18 protein-coding genes are annotated in these 20,657 nt (G+C 59.3%); 10 read left to right on the top strand and 8 right to left on the bottom strand.

The features are described 5' to 3' along the window. Positions 1–121 precede the first annotated feature (121 nt). Entirely contained in the window at positions 122–1,903 is a 1,782-nt protein-coding gene (locus WA845_RS12720) for a methyl-accepting chemotaxis protein (protein WP_153775704.1), read from the bottom strand. A gap of 264 nt (positions 1,904–2,167) precedes the next feature. On the opposite strand from WA845_RS12720, the gene WA845_RS12715 reads away from it, so the two are divergent. From WA845_RS12715 to WA845_RS12670, 10 genes are all read left to right on the top strand, one after another. Beyond that, positions 2,168–2,758, top strand: coding sequence for a methyltransferase family protein (locus tag WA845_RS12715; RefSeq protein WP_022562616.1), 591 nt, complete (start codon positions 2,168–2,170; stop codon positions 2,756–2,758). 127 nt (positions 2,759–2,885) lie between these two features. Further along, a complete protein-coding gene (locus WA845_RS12710; RefSeq protein ID WP_004444902.1) occupies positions 2,886–3,359 on the top strand; it encodes a VOC family protein in 474 nt (157 codons plus the stop codon). A 261-nt stretch (positions 3,360–3,620) separates the two neighbouring features. Next, positions 3,621–4,964 (top strand): extracellular solute-binding protein, encoded by a 1,344-nt coding sequence (locus WA845_RS12705; RefSeq protein WP_107339621.1) that lies wholly within the window; start codon positions 3,621–3,623, stop codon positions 4,962–4,964. A 79-nt stretch (positions 4,965–5,043) separates the two neighbouring features. Next, positions 5,044–5,934 carry a carbohydrate ABC transporter permease gene (locus tag WA845_RS12700; protein WP_004444905.1) on the top strand — a complete coding sequence of 297 codons (891 nt, stop codon included), beginning with the start codon at positions 5,044–5,046 and terminating at the stop codon, positions 5,932–5,934. A gap of 7 nt (positions 5,935–5,941) precedes the next feature. Further along, entirely contained in the window at positions 5,942–6,826 is an 885-nt protein-coding gene (locus WA845_RS12695) for an ABC transporter permease subunit (protein WP_004444907.1), read from the top strand. Positions 6,827–6,859: 33 nt separating this feature from the next. After that, entirely contained in the window at positions 6,860–7,981 is a 1,122-nt protein-coding gene (locus tag WA845_RS12690) for a sn-glycerol-3-phosphate import ATP-binding protein UgpC (protein WP_072492948.1), read from the top strand. A gap of 316 nt (positions 7,982–8,297) precedes the next feature. After that, a complete protein-coding gene (locus WA845_RS12685; protein WP_112554190.1) occupies positions 8,298–9,623 on the top strand; it encodes an LLM class flavin-dependent oxidoreductase in 1,326 nt (441 codons plus the stop codon). A 151-nt stretch (positions 9,624–9,774) separates the two neighbouring features. Then, on the top strand, positions 9,775–10,770 hold the full coding sequence (locus WA845_RS12680; protein WP_004444913.1) for an aliphatic sulfonate ABC transporter substrate-binding protein: 996 nt from the start codon (positions 9,775–9,777) through the stop codon (positions 10,768–10,770). Then, a complete protein-coding gene (locus tag WA845_RS12675; protein ID WP_004444914.1) occupies positions 10,767–11,636 on the top strand; it encodes an ABC transporter permease in 870 nt (289 codons plus the stop codon). Before WA845_RS12680 ends, WA845_RS12675 begins: the two co-directional genes overlap by 4 nt. Next, positions 11,633–12,367, top strand: a complete 735-nt coding sequence (locus WA845_RS12670; protein ID WP_004444916.1) for an ABC transporter ATP-binding protein — start codon at positions 11,633–11,635, stop codon at positions 12,365–12,367. Before WA845_RS12675 ends, WA845_RS12670 begins: the two co-directional genes overlap by 4 nt. 12 nt (positions 12,368–12,379) lie before the next feature. Here WA845_RS12670 and WA845_RS12665 read toward each other — a convergent pair whose 3' ends face one another. From WA845_RS12665 to WA845_RS12635, 7 genes are all read right to left on the bottom strand, one after another. Then, the gene (locus tag WA845_RS12665) at positions 12,380–13,207 is read right to left on the bottom strand and encodes a carbohydrate ABC transporter permease (protein ID WP_337322353.1); all 828 of its coding nucleotides are present in this window, start codon (positions 13,205–13,207) and stop codon (positions 12,380–12,382) included. After that, positions 13,204–14,088, bottom strand: a complete 885-nt coding sequence (locus tag WA845_RS12660) for a carbohydrate ABC transporter permease (protein WP_004444920.1) — start codon at positions 14,086–14,088, stop codon at positions 13,204–13,206. The genes WA845_RS12665 and WA845_RS12660 overlap by 4 nt, the downstream gene beginning before the upstream one ends. Positions 14,089–14,154: 66 nt before the next feature. Continuing rightward, positions 14,155–15,429 (bottom strand): extracellular solute-binding protein, encoded by a 1,275-nt coding sequence (locus WA845_RS12655; protein ID WP_112554188.1) that lies wholly within the window; start codon positions 15,427–15,429, stop codon positions 14,155–14,157. 74 nt (positions 15,430–15,503) lie between these two features. Beyond that, the gene (locus WA845_RS12650) at positions 15,504–16,577 is read right to left on the bottom strand and encodes an ABC transporter ATP-binding protein (RefSeq protein ID WP_006700547.1); all 1,074 of its coding nucleotides are present in this window, start codon (positions 16,575–16,577) and stop codon (positions 15,504–15,506) included. 7 nt (positions 16,578–16,584) lie between these two features. Then, positions 16,585–18,096, bottom strand: a complete 1,512-nt coding sequence (gene arfA, locus WA845_RS12645; protein ID WP_112554186.1) for an arabinosylfuranosidase ArfA — start codon at positions 18,094–18,096, stop codon at positions 16,585–16,587. Positions 18,097–18,218: 122 nt separating this feature from the next. Next, positions 18,219–19,148, bottom strand: coding sequence for a helix-turn-helix domain-containing protein (locus tag WA845_RS12640; protein WP_112554184.1), 930 nt, complete (start codon positions 19,146–19,148; stop codon positions 18,219–18,221). A 181-nt stretch (positions 19,149–19,329) separates the two neighbouring features. Further along, entirely contained in the window at positions 19,330–20,622 is a 1,293-nt protein-coding gene (locus tag WA845_RS12635) for an ABC transporter substrate-binding protein (RefSeq protein WP_022562627.1), read from the bottom strand. Between the last annotated feature and the right edge of the window lie 35 nt (positions 20,623–20,657).

The raw sequence follows: 20,657 nt of genomic DNA, 5'->3' as shown, positions 1-20,657 counted from the left end.
ACAATCGCGACGATATGCCTATACCCCGCACTTGCATGGATCGATTTCGATTTCGGTTTCAGACGTTTCATGGCCCCCCATGCCCAGGCCCGCAGGGGATAGAAGGGAACCGGAGATGCTTCTAGAAGTCCTGCCATTCCTCACGCGCGACAGCCGCGCTCGATGCGCCACGCACGCCCGGTGGGCGGGATAGCGGGCGGCGCGGGGCGGCGGCGCCGGGGTGGTCGGACCAGCTGCGCGTAGAGGCCGCATGACGCGCAGTCTCCTCGAACCGGAACTGGCCAAGGAGCTCGAACAGGGCCGCGGCCTCCCGCGCGAGGCTGTGGCTTGCGGCCGTCTGCTCCTCCACCATCGCGGCGTTCTGCTGGGTAGCCTGATCCACGCTGTTGACCGCCTGATTGATTTCGGCAAGCGCCGTGGACTGTTCGCGCGCCGCATCCACGATCGCCGCCACATTGGTATTGATGTCGCGGACCTGCTCTGCGATTTCCTGCAGCGCCGAACCCGCCCTGGTGACGAGGCCGACGCCGTTTTCCACCTGCTTGCCCGAAGCGTTGATCAGGTTCTTGATTTCCTTCGCGGCCGTCGCCGAGCGCTGCGCAAGCTCGCGCACCTCCTGCGCGACAACGGCAAAACCCTTGCCTGCCTCGCCTGCACGGGCCGCTTCCACGCCCGCATTGAGCGCCAGAAGGTTGGTCTGGAAAGCAATTTCGTCGATCACGCCGATGATGCTCGAGATTTCCCGCGATGATTTTTCAATCTGATCCATGGCGCCTATGGCATCGCGCACCACCTGGCCTGAATGTTCGGCATGGTCGCGGGCACGGGCAACGATTCTGCCGGCTTCTTCCGCCCGACGGCTTGAGTCACTGACTGCGGTGGTGACCTCTTCAAGCGCGGCTGCGGTCTCCTCTATCGAAGCCGCCTGCTGCTCCGTCCGTCTGGCAAGATCATCTGCCGCGGATCGTATTTCATTCGACCCGGAAGAAATGGCGCCGGCATTTTCAGACACCCGCGTCATGGCCCGCTTGAGCTTTTCCGAAGCCGCGTTGAAATCCGTGCGCAGCCGTTCAAGCGAGGGAATGAAAGGCATCTCGATGCTCTGGGCAAGATCGCCTTCGGCAAGGTCTGTAAGGCACTGCGCCAGCTTTTCGACATTCTCGACACGGCCAGTCACATCGGTCGCGAATTTGACGACCTTGAACACTTTCCCATTCAGATCGAAGATCGGATTATAGGAGGCCTGGATGAAGACCTTGCGGCCGCCCTTGCCAAGACGCATGAATTCATCCGCCACCAGATCGCCGCCGGCGAGCCTTTCCCAGAACTGCCTGTAGGCCGGTGAGTGTGTATAGGCCGGCTCGCAGAACATGGAATGATGCCGGCCCTGCACTTCCGCCAGAGAATAGCCCAGCGCCGTCAGAAAATTCTCGTTGGCAGTCAGGATTTCGCCGTTGGGCGAGAATTCGATGATGGCCTGCGCCCGGGAAAGGGCGTCGATCTTGCCGGCGTCTTCCGCCGCCTTCAGCTTGCGTGCGGTGATGTCTGTAGCGATCTTCACCACCTTCACCGGCTTGCCGCGGCGAAACACGGGGTTATAGGAAGCCTCGATCCAGACCTCCCTGCCGCCCTTGCCGATGCGCTTATACTGCCGCTGATCGAACTGACCGGCAGCAAGTTTTGCCCAGAAGCCCTTGTAATCCGCCGAAGCCACGACGGCGGGTTCGACGAACATGCTGTGATGCCTGCCGAGGATTTCCGAAAGTTCGTAACCCAGAGCCCGACAGAAATTCTCATTGGCGGCAAGAATCTTTCCCGAAAGGTCGAATTCTATGATGGCCTGGGATTTGGAAAGCGCGGCGAGAACCGCGAAAGCATTGGCACCACGATCAAGAACACTCAAGCGCGCTTCTCCGATAAAACAGGAAGTTTCCATCCAAAATTATTCACGCATATTATAATTTCAGTATTAATTGATATTTAATGATAATTTTATTTTCGTCCGATGCGCGTGCGTACTCCAGCGAAATTTCCATTCATTGGTTCGTTTTTTGAAATTTCACACCTGTCCCCGTAGTCGAAGACGGGGCGATGCAATAGTTCCATTGCTACATTTGTTCCGAGTCGGGAGCCCGCTTCCGGCTTGGGCAATATATTTGGGGGAGACATGATTGATCTTGTGGCAGTGCTTGCGGTGTGGACCTATATCGGCGGTTTCTTATGGCTGACGGCCCGGCTGGCGAAGCGCACGGGCGAACCGGTTTGGCTTTTTGCCAAGGGTCGCGAAAGGCAAACCGTTCCCGCCACGCTTTTCCGTGTCGCGTTTCTTCTCGGCGCGCTTCTGCCGCTTTTCACCCTCTGGCTGGAACCGCAAGCGGCCGGTTGGCTGCTGGACCGACACTATACCGGCGCAGCCATCCGCTTCGCTGGGGTGGTTATGGCGCTGGGGGGAAGTGCGCTCGCGCTCTACGCGCAGCATTACATGGGCAAATCGTGGCGCATCGGCGCGGCCGAAGGCCATCTCGGAACCATCGTGGATACCGGGCCTTTCAGCATGTCAAGAAACCCGGTCTTCGTCGGGCAGATTGTGCTGTTTGCGGGATTGGTTCTGGTGTTCACCTCCGTTCTGCAGCTCACCGTCGCCATCGTCCTCATCATTGCGGTGATGCTTCAGGTCAACATTGAAGAGCGCGTGCTGACAAAGGAACTTGGCCCGGCCTATGTTGCCTATCGCCGCAGGGTGAGACGCTGGCTTTGACACTGGTCACGTATTGTTTTCGGAACGTTTGCGCTGCGGCTGCATTTTATGCCGGATTGGGAGCCGTCAATCTGCCCATGATTTGCCGCCGGCAAGGGGAAGCCGTCAACCTCGGAGGACCATACCCATGCAAAAGAACATGATCTGTATCTGGTACGACAAGGACGCAGAGGCAGCAGCCCGTTTTTATGCCGACACGTTTCCCGATAGTGAGGTGATAAAAGTGTATCACGCGCCCGGCGACTATCCCTCCGGCAAGCAGGGGGACGTTCTCATGGTGCAGTTCACTGTCGCGGGCGTAACCTGCATCGGCCTCAATGGTGGGCCGCAATTCAAGCACAGCGAAGCTTTTTCATTCCAGATATCGACTGAAGATCAAGAGGAAACCGACCGCTACTGGAACGCCATCGTTGGCAATGGCGGCCAGGAAAGCGCCTGCGGCTGGTGCAAGGACAAATGGGGCATCTCCTGGCAGATCACGCCGCGCGTGCTGATGGATGCCATGGCTGCCGGCGGGGCAGAAGCCAGACGAGCCTTCACGGCGATGATGGATATGAAGAAAATCGACGTCGCCGCCATCGAAGCCGCACGCCGGGGTTGATGGAGGTAGACGGTTCAGCATCAGGTAGCGGAACGCCCGCTTTCCACGTAAATAACTGACGTCTAAATAGAAATACATGCATTGCGCTTTCAGCGATCGTATTTCGCCGCGCCGACGATGCTGCGCCGCAAGTCATCATAAAACGTTCAACAAAATGTAAGCTATCCGTCAAATACGACTGTTAGCAGAGCCCGTGGCTTCGTGGTCAGGACATGACGTCCCTGCCGATCAGGCCATCATTCCATCAACGGGGCTCAACTCATGAAACCTTCCGCTCTGACCTCTTTCGTGGCCGGCGTCGCCATAGCCGCCGCCTTCGGCGCCACGGCTGCCCACGCTGAAAAGACCAAGTTCGAATTCTGGTACGGCCTTTCCGGCGATCTTGGCGAACGCGTTCAGGACACCTGCAAGAAGTTCAACGAATCCCAGGCTGAATTCGAGATCGTCTGCACGTCTCAGAACGATTACGACGCCACGCTGCAGAACACCATCGCCGCTTACCGCGCCAAGAAGCAGCCGGCGATCACCCAGATTTACGACGCCGGCACGCTGGACATGATGCTGTCCAAGGCTTTCGTTCCCGCGAAAAAGCTGATGGCTGACAATGGCTACAAGATCGACTGGGACAATTATTTCCCCGGCATTGCCAATTATTATGCAACGGCTGCGGGCGAGCTGAACTCCTTCCCCTACAATTCATCCACCGCTGTCTTCTATTACAATGTCGATGCGTTCGAAAAAGCCGGCATCACCTTCAAGCCCGATACATGGGAACAGGTTGAAGAGGCCGCGAAGAAGCTGAAAGCCGCCGGCTTCGAATGCCCGCTCGCCTTCAACTTCGACACCTGGATGCTGATGGAACAGTTCTCCGCCATCCATAACCAGCCGATCGCCACCAAAGGCAACGGCTATCAGGGCCTCGACGCGGAACTGACGATCAACAAGACCAAGTTCGTCGACCATGTGAAATTCTTCAAAAAGATGCAGGACGAGAAGCTGTTCGTCGTCAAGACGAAGCAGCTCGGCATGGACATCCTGCCCGCATTCACCTCGCAGACCTGCCAGATGTTCATGTCTTCGATTGCCGGGCACGGCACCGTGGGCAAAGGCATGCCTGAGGGCGTGAAGTGGGACGTGGCCATGCTGCCGGTCTGGAAGGGCACGCAGCGGCAGAACTCACTCGTCGGTGGCGCTTCCCTGTGGGTCATGGCCGGCCGTCCGGAAGCGGAATACAAGGGCGCGGCAGCATTCCTCAACTTCATCGCCCAGCCGGAGATGGTTCAGTGGTGGTCCACGGTCACCGGTTACATCCCGGTCACCAAGACCGGCTTCGACGCCATGAAGGCCAACGGCTTCTACGACAAGGCACCCTATAAGGGTCGCGAAAAGGCAATCGAGAGCCTGACTTTCACGCCGCCTTCCGAATATACCCGCGGCATCCGTCTCGGCAACTTCACGCAGATCCGCAAGGAAGTCTCCACGGCACTCGAAGCCATCTTCATGCAGAATGCCGACGTTCAGGGGGAACTCGACAAGGCCGTCGAGCGCTCGAATGCTGGCCTGCGCCGCTTCGAAAAGACCTATGCCGGCGCCAAGCTGAACTAAGCTTTGCCGTTTTGAAGGGGCTTGCCCGCGGGATCTCCCGGGCAAGCCCGTCCAGTTCTCCACTTTTGCCGGTTACTCAATGGAAAAGCGCGCCGTCTTCAAGAGCACGTGGTTACCCGTGCTGTTCGCCCTGCCGCAGCTTCTGCTGATCTTTCTGTTCTTTTATTGGCCTGTGGCAGCGGTCATCAACTGGGCGTTCACACTTGAACCGCCCTTCGGCGGTGCGGCGGAATTCGTCGGGCTCGCCAATTTCAAGGAGACATTCTTCGATCCGCTTTACTGGCAATCGGTGCTCGTCAGCCTGATCTTCGCCGTCGCCGGTCCGTTCTTCACCATTCTCATCGGCCTTGTCCTTGCGCTTTGCGTGGATCGCGCCCTTCCCGGCTCCGGCTTCTTCCGGGTGCTCTACATTCTTCCTTACGCCATCGCCGGGCCTGCGGCGGGCATGGCTTTCCGTTTCATCCTCTCGCCGGAACGCGGGCTTGCCGCCTCGCTCAACGCCTGGTGGCCGGATTTCTGGAACCCGGCGAAATATGGCGAGCACGCGCTGATCCTCGTCATCGTCATCTTCATCTGGAAATGGGCGGGTTATACCTTCATCTTCCTGTTCGCCGGCCTGCAATCCGTGCCGCGCGCGCTGACGGAAGCAGCCGCCATGGACGGCTCCGGGCCCGTCCGCCGCGCCATCGACATTCAGGTGCCGCTGTTGGCACCGACCCTGTTCTTCCTGACCGTCATCATGATGACGGAGGGTTTCGTCGGCGCGGATACGTTCGGCATCGTCGCCTCCACCACCGAGGGCGGTCCCAACCGCGCCACCGAAGTGATGGTCTACCGCATCGTCAGCGAAGCGTTCGAGGGGCTGAACTATTCCGGCGCCTCGGCACAGAGCCTCGTCCTCATCGGCCTCATCATGATTTTCACCTTCATCCAGTTCCGCTTCGTCGAGCGGCAGGTCCATTACAAGTGAGGCGACGATGATCCAGCGCACCCCCTATGCCGACGCCCTGACCTACGGGCTGATGATTGCCGGTTTTCTTCTGCTCATCGGTCCCCTGCTCGTCGTGATCGCCGGCGCCAGCCAGTCTGTCGTTCAGGTCAACAGCATCCCGTTCAGCTTTCTGCCACAGGGCGAATTCCTCACCAATGCCCAAACCGCCTGGCAACGCGCCAATCTCGGCAACGCCCTTCTCAACAGCATGATCATGGCCACGCTGGTCACGATCGGCAAGGTGGCCCTTTCGGCCTTTACCGCCTTTGCCATCGTGTTCTTCCGCTCGCCGCTGAAGCACCTCTTCTTCTGGACGGTGTTCATCACCCTCATGCTGCCGCTGGAAGTGCGCGTGGTGCCGACCTATTCGGTAGCCGCGGATATTTTCCAGCCATTCCGCTCCATCCTCGGATGGTTCGGAATTGAGGTCTCAGTGGAGTGGAACCTCCTGAATTCCTATGTCGGCCTCACCCTGCCGCTGGTCGCGACCGCCACCGGCACCTTTCTATACCGCCAGTTCTTCATGACCATCCCCGACGAACTGGCTGAAGCGGCGCGCATGGACGGATCGGGGCCAATCCGCTTCTTCGTGGAAATGCTGTTGCCACTCTCCAGAACCAACATGGCGGCGCTCACCACCATCATGTTCGTTTATGCCTGGAACCAGTATCTCTGGCCGTTATTGATGGTCACCGATCCTTCCTACAAGACGGTGATGATGTCGCTGCGCGCCCTTCTGCCCGCCGAAGACGGCACGCCGGACTGGAACGTGACACTGGCCGGCTCCCTCATCATCATCACACCGCCGCTTCTCGTTGTCGCCTTCCTGCAACGCTGGTTCGTCCGCGGTCTCGTTTCGTCCGAAAAGTGACGACGCGCGGCTTTTAACAACAAGGTTCCCATCATGGCTCAGATCGATATCCGCCAGCTCCGCAAATCCTATGGCAAGACCCCCACGCTGCATGGCGTGGATCTCACTTTCGGCTCCGGCGAGTTCGTCGTCATCCTCGGCCCCTCCGGCTGCGGCAAGTCCACCCTTCTGCGCATGATCGCCGGGCTGGAGGACATCACCTCCGGCGAGATCGCGATTGGCGGACGCGTAGTCAACAGGCTCGAGCCGCGTGAGCGCGGATGCGCCATGGTATTTCAGAACTACGCGCTCTATCCGCACATGACCGTCGCCGGCAATATCGGCTACGCGCTGAAAGTCGCTGGCGTCGCCAGGGCCGAGCGCCAGCGCAGGATCGAGGAAACGGCGAAGATTGTCGGCCTTTCCGATTATCTGGAACGCAAGCCGGCTGCGCTTTCCGGCGGCCAGCGCCAGCGTGTGGCCATGGCCCGGGCAATCATTCGGGAGCCGCAGGTCTTCCTGTTCGATGAGCCGCTCTCCAATCTCGACGCCAAGCTGCGTGTCACCATGCGCGCCGAAATCCGCAAGCTGCACCAGCGCCTGTCCGCCACCTCCGTCTTCGTCACCCACGACCAGGTGGAAGCCATGACGCTGGCCGACCGGCTGGTCGTGATGAACAGGGGTATCGTCGAACAGGTCGGTCATCCCCTCGATATCTATCATCGTCCCGCCAGCACCTTTGTTGCATCCTTCATCGGTTCGCCGGCCATGAACCTGTTCACCACCCGGGTTGAAGTGGAATCCCACGCCGTCATGCTGGCCGGCACGCCGGTGAAACTCTTTCCCGAAACCGCACTGGAACTGCGCGGCCGCGACGTAACGGTCGGCATCCGCCCGGAGCAATGCCTCGTCAGCGCGGATGGCGAGGGCGTGCCGGCCATCGTCGATTTCGTCGAAGAACTGGGATCGGGCCGCATCGTGCACGCCGAGATTGCCGGCGAAACATTCTCCGCTGCCATAGGCGAGGACCTGGCCGTGAAGCCCGGCCAGCGCATCCATCTCGGCCTGCCGGCCGCACAGTTGCACTTCTTCGATCCCGCTACCGGCAAGCGTATCGAAACGGAAAGCGCCATTGAGACCCACCGCACGGGCAACGAGGCGCTTCTGGCGGTCTGAACGCGGACGGCGCCGAAAAAGAGGTCCGGTGGCAGGCCGCCTGCCGGACCTTCACACGACGCGGCCCCTTCACGACGATACGAAGTTGCAGACACATTAACCGCCCGCGACAACCGGTCGGCAGCGACAGTTGCATCGTCGCAAACGCGATCCCGGGAAAAATCTTTCGGTTTGGAAATCATAATCGGAATAGTCTTTGCCGCGCCAACTCCCTGACGGGGATATCGTCGCCGCAAGCAAGAAGCGGGCTTGCGCCCGCCAGCGGATGCGACAGCGAGCCGTCCGCGCCGAAACACCGACAAGAGAGTGAAACCCAATGGCAAATGATCGCAAACTGCATCTCGGCGCCTTTATGAGGCCCGTCAGCCTCCACACGGGCGCATGGCGTTATCCCGGCGCCTTTCCTGACGCCAATTTCAATTTCGCCCATCTGGCGCGTTTCGCGCAGCAGCTCGAAGCTGCGAAATTCGACGCATTTTTCATGGCCGATCATCTCGCCGTCCTGAACATGCCCACGGAGGCACTGCGCCGCAGCCATACCGTTACTTCCTTCGAGCCCTTCACGCTTCTTTCCGCCCTGGCCGCCGTCACCCAGCGCATCGGTCTCGTCGCCACCGCGTCCACCACGTTCGACGAGCCCTATCACGTGGCCCGGCGTTTTGCCTCTCTCGATCACCTCAGCAATGGCCGCGCCGGCTGGAACATCGTCACAACCTCGAACCCGGACGCCGCCCGGAATTTCGGCCGTGATGATCAACCCGACCACGCCGAGCGCTATGGCCGCGCGCGGGAATTCTATGACGTCGTCACCGGGCTGTGGGATTCATTTTCGGACGATGCCTTCATTCGGGATGTCGATAGCGGACTGTTCTTCGACCCTGAAAAAATGCATGTGCTGAACCACAGGGGCCCCGAATTTTCGGTGCGCGGACCGCTCAATATCGGCCGCCCGGTGCAGGGCTGGCCGGTCATCGTTCAGGCCGGCGCATCCGAACCCGGACGCCAGCTCGCCGCCGAAACCGCTGAGGTGGTCTTTGCGGCCACACCCACCCTTGCAGCAGGGAAGGCCTTTTACAAGGACGTAAAGGACAGGACGGTCGCCGCCGGACGGTCGCGTGATGGCATCGTCATTCTGCCTGGCGCGTTCGTTGTTGTCGGCGATACGGTCGAGGAGGCAAAAGCCAAGCGCGCCAGGCTCGACAGCCTCGTCCACTATGAAAGCGCGATAGCATCGCTGTCGATCGCGCTGGGTCACGACGTGTCCGGTTTCGATCCCGAGGCCCCGCTGCCCGACATTCCGGAAACGAATGCGAGCAAATCCAGCCGCGAAAGAGTGATAGAACTTGCCAGAAGCGAAGGGCTGACGGTGCGTCAACTCGCGCAGCGGCTGGGCGGCTATGCGGGGCTCGCCTTCGTCGGCACGCCGAAAACCATCGCCGACGAGATGGAACAATGGCTGCATGAGGAAGGCTCGGACGGCTTCAACGTCACCTTCCCCTTCCTGCCCGCCGGTCTTGACGATTTTACCACGCTGGTCGTGCCGGAACTGCAAAAGCGCGGACTGTTCCGAACGGACTATGAGGGTCCGACATTGCGCGATCATCTCGGACTGCACCGCCCGGTCAACCGCTTCTTTGCTTGATAACGGGATGTCGCGCCTATCCCTCCGGGATTAGGGAGATTTTCCACGCCGCTTTCGAAGTTTGGCATGGGGTTCCAGAGGTGCGTATTGACCACAAAAACCCCTGCCTTTAGCCTTTATGTACATAAAATCCATAAAATAGGTGAATTAAATGAAGGCCGAACATTCCCGCCGCCATATCCTCAAGCTCGGTATTGCTGGCGCGCTTGCCGCGCCGCTTGCAACTCGCGGTGCGCTGGCACAGAGCACGCCGGAATTTCCGGCAGAGCTGAAGCTGGACTGGGGATTTTATTCGTCCCATACGCTGCTGATAAAGAACAAGGGCTGGCTTGAGGAAGCCTTCAAGGATGTCGGCACCAAGATCACCTGGGTACAATCGCGCGGCAGCAACAACTCGCTGGAGTTCCTCAAGGTCGGCTCGACCGATTTCGCCGGTTCCGCGGCGCTTTCGGCCTTTCTTGCCCGCGCCAATGGCGTGCCGCTGAAAGTCATCTATGTAGCAAGCTGGGGCGGTTCGTCCATCATTCAGGTGCGTCCGGATTCGCCGGTAAAGACGGTGGCCGATCTCAAGGGCAAGACCATTGCCGTCACCAAGGGCACGGCTCCCTATTTCACCCTTGTCCGCGCGCTTGCTCAACACAAGCTGTCAGTCGATGATCTCAAGGTTGTAAACCTGCAGCACCCCGAGGGGTTCAACGCGCTGCAGCAGGGACAGGTGGATGCCTGGGTCGGTATCGATCCGCACACCTCCCAGGCCGAGCTTGCCGGCGACAGGGCAATTTTCGATGAGCGTAGCTGGCGCGACGGCAGTGTCTTCAGCGTATCGGAGGCGTTCCTGGCAAAACACCCGCGCGCGGTAGAGCGTCTGCTCGGCGTGTGGGTGCAGACGCAGAAATGGATCCGCGAGAATAACGGCGAATTCATCGATTTCGTCACGAAGGTCACGGGCAACGACCCCAAGATCACGGAACTTACCATCAACAAGCGTGACTGGAACGACCCCGTCCCGGGTGAAGAACTGCTGAATTCGATCCGTATCGTTACCCCGCTGCTTGGCGACGACGTCCTGCGTCCGGGCGTCAATGTCGACAATGTTCTTGCGTCATTGATAGACCCGGCTCCGGCGAAAAAGGTGCTGGGCGCATGAATTCCCATCCGCGCGAATTTCAGCGCGTCAGACAGCCATCCAGACAGTCTCCTTCCCGATCGACGCTTGTGCAAAAGGTGGGGGCTTTCTTCACACGGTTCGACCTGCGCGGTGCGATCGTGCCGGTCGGGTCTTTGCTGCTGCTCGAGCTTTTTGTTCGCATGGGCTGGGTGAGCCCTTATGTACTGCCGCCGCCGTCGGAACTCTACGATACGTTTCTGCGGCTTGCTGAAGGACCTCTCTGGACCAATGTCGCGGCAAGCACCGCCCGCGTTTTCGTCGGCTTCGTCATCGGCTCGGTGCTTGCGGTCATCGTTGGATCGCTGGTCGGGCTGGTCGTTGCCGCCGAGCGTTATCTGGAGCCCACGTTTCAGGCCCTGCGCGCGGTTCCGAGCCTCGCCTGGGTGCCGCTGCTGATGATCTGGTTCGGCATCGGCGAAACCTCTAAAATCGTCCTGATCGCCAAGAGCGCGTTTTTCCCGGTCTATCTCAACCTGTTCTCCGGCATCCGCAATGTGGATCGCAAACTTGTGGAAGTGGGCGAAATGTATCGCCAGCCCCTGCCCGTACTGGTCTGGCGAATTTTTATCCCCGCCTCCCTGCCTCATCTTTTCACCGGCCTGCGTTATGGGCTGTCCCTCGCCTGGCTGAGCGTCGTGGCAGCCGAGCTTCTGGCCGCATCCGAAGGGATCGGCTACATGCTTTCCGACGGGCGGGAACTGTCGCGTCCCGATCTGGTGATGATCGCCATCATCTGCCTTGCGGTGCTCGGCAAGATATCCGACAGCCTGTTCAAGATCGTCGAGGAACGCTGCCTGCGTTGGCGCGATACCTATCCCCTGCAGGAAGGAGGGCGGTTGCGATGAGCCTGCTTCAGGTTGACGTGCGCGAAAAGGCCTTCGGCGATACCGTTGTCCTTCAGGACATTCATCTGGGGCTCGGTGATGGCGAAGCGGCGGTTCTTCTCGGGCCAAGCGGCTGCGGAAAGAGCACGCTGCTGCGCATCGCCGCAGGTCTGGACAGGCGATTTGCCGGCGCAGTGACGATCAACACGGCGGAAGAAGACGGAGCGACGGACACGCCGCCGATCGCCTTCGTCTTTCAGGAACCCCGCCTGATGCCCTGGCTGACGGTTGCCGAAAATATCGGCTATGCGGCCGGCAAGAAATTCGACGTGCAGCGGGTTGAAGGGCTGATCAACGACGTAGGCCTCAGCGGCCACGGCGCGGCGCTGCCAAAGGCGCTTTCCGGCGGCATGGCGCAGCGTGTCGCCATCGCTCGGGCGCTCTATACGCAACCGCGTATCCTGCTGCTCGATGAACCCTTCAGCGCGGTCGATGCCTTCACGCGGATGAAGCTTCAGGACCTTGTTCTGAAGCTTGTCGAACAGCGCGGCATCTCATTCCTTCTCGTCACCCACGATATCGATGAGGCTCTCTATCTCGGCGACCGGATTTACATGATGGGTGCCCATGATGGTCGCATACAGGAGGAGATCGAGGTGGACGTGCCACGCCCCCGTGACCGGCGCTCACCCCGGCTGGCAACCCTCAAGAACGACGTGCTGACAGCCCTGCACAAGGCGCATGTCATCTGATCGTCCGCCCCCTCACCCTTTCACACCGGACGAGATCATGATGGCTTCCGTTACCCGCCGCTGGAAGATGACGTAGGCGATGATGACCGGCAGCGCGGCAAGCATGGCGATGGCCATCAGCCGTGCATAGGCAACGCCGAATGTGTCATTGACCTGGGTGATGCCGACCGGGATCGTCATCATGTTTTCCGAGGTAACGACGAGGAAGGGCCAGAAGAAGGCGTTCCAGACCGTGATGAATGTCACGATCGCCATGGCGGTCGTAATGCCCCAGTTCAGCGGCAGGTAGACCTTGAAAAGGATTGTATACTCACCGCCGCCATCCAGAACCACAGCCTCGCGCATCTCCTTCGGCACGCTGTCGAAGAACTGCTTGTAGACGATGATGACGATGGGCGTGATGAGCTGCGGCAGGATGATACCTGCCCAGGTGTTGATGAGGTTAAGGTTTTTCATCAGGATGAACTGCGTGACGACAAGCGTCTGCGCCGGCACCATGAAACTCGCCAGCACGATGCCATAGAGCAGGCGTCGGCCCGGAAACCGTATCTGCGAGAGGGCATAGGCGCACAACATCGAGATAAGAAGCACCGATACGGTAACGATCGCCGCCGTGCCGACCGAGTTGATATACCAGTTCATCAACTGCGTGTTGAAGATGGCGTTCACGTAGGCGCTCAGCCGGAACTCGTCGGGTATCAGCAAGGTGTTCCCTGCAACATTCTCATCCGAGCGAATGGAGGTGACGAAGGTCCAGTAGAGCGGAAATATCCACACCAGCGCCGCCGAAAAGGTCAGCACGGCCAGGATGATGTTTTCTAGTCTTCTGGTGAGGCTCATGAGTTCCTCCGGATGCGCAGCAACTGGAACTGGAGAATGGAAACGATGACGATCAGCAGGAACAGCACGGTGGCGACGGCTGAGGCATAACCGCCATTGTTGAGCTGGAAGGCTTCACGATAGACCTTTAGAAGCAGCACGAAGCTTGAGTTGAAAGGGCCGCCGCCGCTCAGGAGATAGATCTGGTCGAATATCTTCAGTTGCAGGATCAACTGAAGGGTCAGCACGAGGGCTGTCACGGGCCATAATAGCGGCCAGGTCACGCGCCAGAAGCGTTGCCACGTCGTTGCGCCATCGAGCGAGGCGGCCTCATAAAGCTCGGCCGGAATGTTGCGAAGACCCGCGATGAATAGCAATACGTTGAAACCGTTGGTCCACCAGATGGTGACGACAGCGACCATCGGCATGACCCAATAGGGATTCTTGAAGACCGCGACCGGTTTTCCGGCAAACAGGGAAATTACCGGCTGAAGAATGCCGAACTGAAGATCGAGCATCCACGTCCAGATTTCCGTGACGACCGATACAGGCAAGACATAGGGCAAGAAAAACAGGCTCATCGCAACCGTCTGCCTGACGCCCGAAAGGCGGCTGACGGCGAGTGCGATCATCAGCGCGATGACAGTCGTCGGGACCACGGTTAGAAGCACAAAATAACCGTTGTTCTTCAGCGACGTTATAAACAGGCGGTCGCTCAGCAGCTTTGCGTAGTTTGCAAACCCGACCCAGTTTCCATCACCGATCAGGGGCGCATCGGTGAAACTCATGCGCACCATCTCGATCAGCGGATAAAGGAAGAAGGTGGCGAAGACCACGATGAACGGCGTCACCATCGACAGCGCGATCAGCGATTTCTTGCGCCGGTTTTCAATCATAGCCATGGACTGTCTCCGGGACTTCACGCATTGCAGGCGCCCTCCGGCCAGAGACCGGAGGGCCGGTTCCTGTCACTTCAGCTTGCTTTGCAGCTCTTCCTTGATCTGCTCCACCGCATCCGTGCCGCTCATGAAGCCCTGAATGGCCGGAGCGATGACGTTGAGCGCGGCATCATAGGCAGGCGAAGCGACACCCGTGATCGTCGTTTTCGGATCGAACACGGCTGCTTCCGCAAGTGACGCATAGGTGGCGTTCGGCTGCATCGCCTTGTAATCGCTGCCCTCGGTGATCGATTTATAGGCCGGGATATGGCCGGCATCGGCCCAGCTGATGGCGTGTTTTTCCATCCAGCCGATTACCTTCATCACCGCGGCGCGTTTTTCGCCGGAAACGGTCTTGTCATCCTGGTTGGGAATGGCAAAAGCGTGTGAATCCGCCCATGTAGCGCGTTTACCCATGAAGGGCGGAACCTCGACCGCGCTCCATTTGAAGCCCAGCTTGTTGTTCTTTTCCAGGTCCTTGTAGGTCGGCACTTCCCAGACGCCGTTCAGCTGGAAGGCGGATTTTCCGGCGGAGAAGAGCGCGACGGAAGCGGGATATTCCGCCTGCTCCGGCGCCCAGCCGTTTTCGCGCCATTTCGACATTGTATCGATAGCCTTGGCAGCCTTCTCCGCATTGTCGCCGGCCAGCACCTCGCCATTGGTGACGAGTTCACCACCCTGCTGCGAGAACAAGGTGTAAAAAACGCGCCAGACACCGGCTTCTCCGCCGGATTGATACGTGACCGGCGTTTCGACGCCTTTTTCCTTGGCCCAGGCCAGCGCCTTCTCGAAGTCGTCTATCGTCTTGATACCGGTCAGCTTGCCTTCGGCATCGATATAAGGCGAGCCTTTGAGAAGATCGGCATTGTAATAGAGAACCAGCGCGTGAATATCGAAAGGCACGGCATAAAGCTTGCCGTCATGGGTGGCCGCATCGAGCGGCGCACTGAAGAAATCGTCCTTCTTCAGGCCCGCATCCTCAAGATCCTTGTCGGTAATCTCGCTCAGCACCTTCTCCTGCAGCGCCAGCGGCGCACGGGACAGGTGATAGGTCATGACGTCAGGTCCTTCGCCGACGGCAGAAGCGGTCCGCACCTTGGTATAGAAGGGCACGCCCCATTCGAGCGTCGTTCCCTTCACCTGAATATCAGGATGTTCCTTGTTGAAGGCATCGATCAGCGCCTTCATGCGCACGCCGTCACCGCCGGACAGGAAATCCCACCAGACGATATCCTGTCTGGCCAGCGCCGGCAGGGCGGTCAAACCCAGAACCGTGCCAATAAGCAATGTCTTGATCAGTCGCATCGTTCACTCCTCCCGTTTTCTTTGAAAACACCCCATGGGGATGGTCTGCTGCATCGACAGGCGCCTCCTCGCGCCTATCGCAACCTTCTGCCGTCGCTGTCGAAAACCATGATGTGGTCGGGCGCGGCGGTGAGCGAAACCGGACGGCCATCCAGGCTCTCGCGCGAGCCCTGGCGCTGCACGATGATTTCCCTGCCGGCCCCGGTGCGGGTATAGAGGTAGGAGACGTCGCCCAGCTCTTCCGCGACCTCGACAACGACCGGCAAGGCACCGTCCTGTGTTATGATCAGATGCTCGGGCCGGATCCCGATCTCGACACGCTGCCCGGCGGAGACGGGTTGCGAGAGCCGCGCCTCGATATGTCCATGCCCGCCATCGGGCGAAAGCGTCACGACGCCTTCGTGCTGTCCGACGACGTCCGCCTGCAGGAAGTTCATCGCCGGTGAGCCGATGAAGCCCGCAACGAACCGGTTATCAGGATCGTCATAGAGGGTGAGCGGTGCACCCGCCTGCTGCACGACACCGCCCTTCAACACGAAGATCTTGTCCGCGAGCGTCATGGCCTCCACCTGATCATGGGTGACATAGATCATTGTGGCACCCAGCTTGCGGTGAAGCCGGGTCAGCTCCAGCCGCATCTGCACGCGCAACTCCGCATCGAGGTTCGAAAGCGGCTCATCGAACAGGAAGACCTTCGGCTGTCGAACGATGGCGCGGCCGATGGCGACGCGCTGGCGCTGTCCTCCGGAAAGCTGCGACGGTTTTTTCTGCAGATGATCTTCCAGCTGCAGGATTCGGGCCGCCTCGCCCACCCTCTCATTCACCTCCGCCTTCGGCCGGCGGGCAAGACGCAGGCTGAACGCCATGTTCTCGAACACCGTCAGATGCGGATAGAGGGCATAGTTCTGGAAAACCATCGCAACGCCGCGATCCGCCGGCTCGACGGCCGTGACATCACGGTCGTCGATGGCGATGCGTCCGCCGCTGGTCTCTTCAAGACCGGCAATCATCCGCAGCAGCGTGGATTTTCCGCAGCCGGAAGGCCCGACGAAGACCGCGAAGCTGCCGGTCGGGATATCCATCGAGACATCCCGGATCGCCGCGAAGGAGCCGAAGGACTTGGCGATATTGTTGAGACGGACACCCATGGCCGCCTCACTGAACCTTCAGACGCAGCACATGATAAGACAGCGCCGGCACGGACCCCTTCAGCGCTCCGTCTTCGACGCCGACACCGCTGCCCGGCACCGGCACGACACGATCCGGCTGATCCGGGCCATTACCGACACGCAGATCATATCCCGCCATGGCCAGATGCAGATCGAGCGTGGCCGACGAGAAACCGGTGAGGCTGACATTGAGGTCGGCGGCCTCGGTCAAGTGCCGGTTCAACACGAACAATGTCACCATGCCTTCCGCCTCGTCATAGACACCGGCGACATCGAGATATTTGACATCATCGGCCGCATTGCAGTCATAGGTCGGGCAATCAACGGCGACATTCAGCGCGACGCCACGGCCATAAAGCGAAGCGAACTGGTATGGATAATAGATCGTCTGACGCCATGCCGGGCCGTTCTTCTCGGCACGGATGGGGGCGATGACATTGACGAGCTGCGCGATGCAGGCGATGCGCACCCGATCCGAACGGCGGATGAACTCGTTGAGCAGACCCGCCACGAACAGCGCGTCCTCGAAATTGTATGTCTCTTCGAGAAGTGCGGGCGCTTCCGGCCAGTCCCAGCTCTTGATGCGTTTGCCGTCTTCTTCGCGGATGTGATACCAGACGTTCCATTCGTCGAAGCAGATGGAGACGTCGTTCTTGGCGCGCTTCTTCGCCTTCACATAATCGATGACGCCCGCAATCGTCTGGATGTAGCGCCCGGTTTCCTCGATCTTGCCGAAATAATTCAGCGTGTCGCGGCTGTTGTTGCCGAAATATTTATGCAGCGAGATGTGATCCACATTTTCATAGCACTCCTCGAGAACTTCCCGCTCCCATTCGGGATAAGTGGGCATGCCGTCATTGGAGCTGCCGCAGACAATTGCTTCAATTGTCGGGTCGAAACCCTTGAAGGCCTTGGCGGTTTCGTTGGCGAGACGCCCGTACTCCACCGCCGTTTTGTGACCGATCTGCCAGGGACCGTCCATTTCGTTGCCAAGGCACCACATTTTCACGCCATGCGGTTTTTCGGCGCCATGGCTGCGGCGCAGGTCGCTGAGCGTCGTACCGCCGGGGAAGTTGACGTATTCGAGGAAGTTGCGGGCGTCGTCCAGACCACGGGAGCCGAGATTGACGGCGAGCATCATCTCGATGCCGGCCATCTGCGCCCAGTCGGCGAATTCATTGATGCCGATCTGGTTGGTTTCCTTGGAGCGCCAGGCGAGATCGAGACGGATGGGACGCTGGTCGCGCGGCCCAATGCCGTCTTCCCAGCGATAGGCCGAAACGAAGTTGCCGCCCGGATAACGGATGGCCGGGATCTTCAGGTCCTGCACGAATTTCAGAACGTCCTTGCGAAAGCCGTTTTCATCCGCCTGAGGATGGCCCGGCTCGTAGATGCCGCCGTATATGGCGCGCCCCATATGTTCGATGAAGGCGGAATAAAGACGATCGTCGATACGCCCAATCCGGAAGTCCCGGTGGACTGAAACCCGCGCTTTCATAAGGCTCTCCTCCCATGCGCATTTATATCGTGAAATGTGGTATAAACCACATTTGATAATATAGTTGCCGAGGGAATCCGCGCCTGTCAACCGCGAAAATCATACTTATTAAATTTGCTGGATCAGGAAGCGGTTCGCAGGCGAAGAACGATGTCCTGGTCGTAATTTCCGAACCCGCGGCCAAATATGTTCAGCCCGCCCGGATGTTTAGCATCCGCCTTGACCTCGATGCGCAGCCGGATGGAACGGTGGCTGGTCAGATCGATATCCGCGAGCGTCACATCCGAAATCCGGGTCCCATCCACAAAGGTTCCCTGGGCGGTAATCCGCCATGTTTTCAGCATACCGTATTGCGAACCGGACAGCTTCCACCAGTCCGGCGTGAATGTTCCCCGCTTGTCTCCGAAATCGCCGGGCGACGTCCAGACGCCGATTTCCCTGCCGTTGACGGACAGGGTGATGTCCGACGGCCAGTTGCTGTGGGTTCCGGGAACCTCGGAACTGACCTCCATGGAAAACTCGACTTCCTCGACCTCCCGCCCCTGAATCTTGGCGTTATTGGGGAACTGATACTCGACGAAACCCGATGTCAGCCATAACAAGGCCGTCTTCATGCGGTCCGGATCCATGAACGTATCGGGCACATCCAGAAGCCCGATAATGCCCTCCGGCGAGCAGATGCCACAGGGCGCCGTTACCGAACTTTGCGTGTAAAGACCGAGAGGCATCGCCACGGCAATATAGTTTGAGGTCGCCGGGGTTTCGGGTTTTCGGAAGGAAACGATGAGTTCGTCGCAGGTGGCAAAGCAGATTTTCTGGCTGCCCTTGCGCGCCTTGCGCGTCTCGGTTCGCAGCAACCCCGCCTCCTCCAGAACGGCCACGCCGGCGGAAACGGTGGATTGGGGCAAATCCAGCCTCTGGGCGATTTCATTCACATTGAGACCGCTCGCCTCGTGCAAGAGCTTCAATATCTGCACGCGGATCAGCGATGCGGCCGCTTTCAGCACATCGAATTCTTTTTCAGCATCAACGAGAAGGAAATTGGGCGCCATATTCTAATCTTCAGATTTATCGATCCAGATCAGAATTTCTGGCTTAAATGCCATGCACTTGTCCAGTGCTGTTTGCCATGCAGGCGCTTCCAAAAGACGGAAAGCGGGATTCACCGCCCTCGCTTCATGAAAAAGGCATCGCCACGCGGCTGCGAGACCGCGCGGCGGTGCCCTTTCGTCGTCAGCCGCGCTTGCGCAGGGTCCGCGTGCCGGTGTCGACGAGATTTTGCGCTGCTTCATCCACGGTGGCGCGGCCGAAGGCGAGCGAATCGGCTATGGGGCGCATCACGCCGCGGTCGAACTCATTGGCGCCGATCGGGGCGGGCTCCGGATAGGGATCGAGCTTGCCCGACAGGCTCTCAATGTAATCCACCGTCTTGCGCTCGGTCTCGTTGAGCGTCGGCAACAATGCCTCGCGCACGACCTTGGCGGGCGGCACGCCGCGCTCGACGCCGAGTACCTTGCCTGCTTCCAGATCGTTGACGAAGAAGTTGATGAATTTCGCCGCCGCTTCCGCGTTGGTCGAAGTGGACGAAATGGACCAGATGAGGCCCGGCCGATAATAATGCCCGGTCGGCTTGCCCGGCCCCTCACCCGGCAGCATGCCGATGGACAGCGTTTGCTTATTGAGTTTCTGGTAACCGACGAGCTGGTTGGAATAGGCAAAACCAATGGCGGAATTGCCAAGCGTCAGCGCGTTGGATTCGATGGTATTGTCGTCACGCGTCTGGATATCGGCGGAAACGCAGAGCTTGTTCTCGCGCAGGTCCTCCCAATAGGCGAACCATTCCTTGGCATCTTCCTTGTTGAAGCCGATGGTGCCGTCCTGGAACAGAAGCTTGCCGCGCTGGCGCAGCCAGACGTCGAAGACATAATGATAACGCGCGCCATAGGGTACGGCCCAATAGTTGCGTTTTGCCGGGCCGTTCTTCTTGAAATCGCGCGCCAGTTCAGCAAGCGCCTTCCAGGTGATCTGATCCTGTGGAACGGAAACACCCGCTTCTTTCAGCGTGTCGGCGTCATACATCATGCAGAAGGAATTGAGCCCGAGGCCGACGCCGTAAAGCTTGCCATCGATACGGCAGAGATCGATCTCGCTTTTGCCGAAGGTGGAAAGATCAAGCGACTTGCCGACGAACTGATCCAGCTCCATGCAGGCGCCTCGACCCGAATAATCGGCGATGGTGGAGGGTTCAAGCTGGAAGATATCGGCGACGTTTCGCCCCGCCATCGATGTCGCAAGCTTGGTCCAGTAATCGGAACCGGCGATCATTTCCCCGCTGATCTCGGTCTGCGGATTGGCCTTCTGGTAAAGAGCGATCACATCGTTGGTGCGCTTGCTGCGATCGGCAGATCCCCACCACACGCAACGAAGCCGGGTTTCAGCCGCAGCCGCGCGAAAACCGCCCGCCGCAGCACCCAGGCTCGCCAGCGCCGCCGTCACCAAAAACCCGCGTCTATCAATCATTTGCATCTGCTCCTCCCGCGTTTTGCAAATTTTTCTGATAT

This window comes from Agrobacterium sp. CMT1 (genome assembly GCF_037203725.1).
In the GTDB taxonomy this organism is placed as follows: domain Bacteria; phylum Pseudomonadota; class Alphaproteobacteria; order Rhizobiales; family Rhizobiaceae; genus Agrobacterium; species Agrobacterium pusense.
The sequence above is the reverse complement of the archived record's forward strand: the minus strand, read 5'-3'. Positions and strand labels throughout refer to the sequence as shown.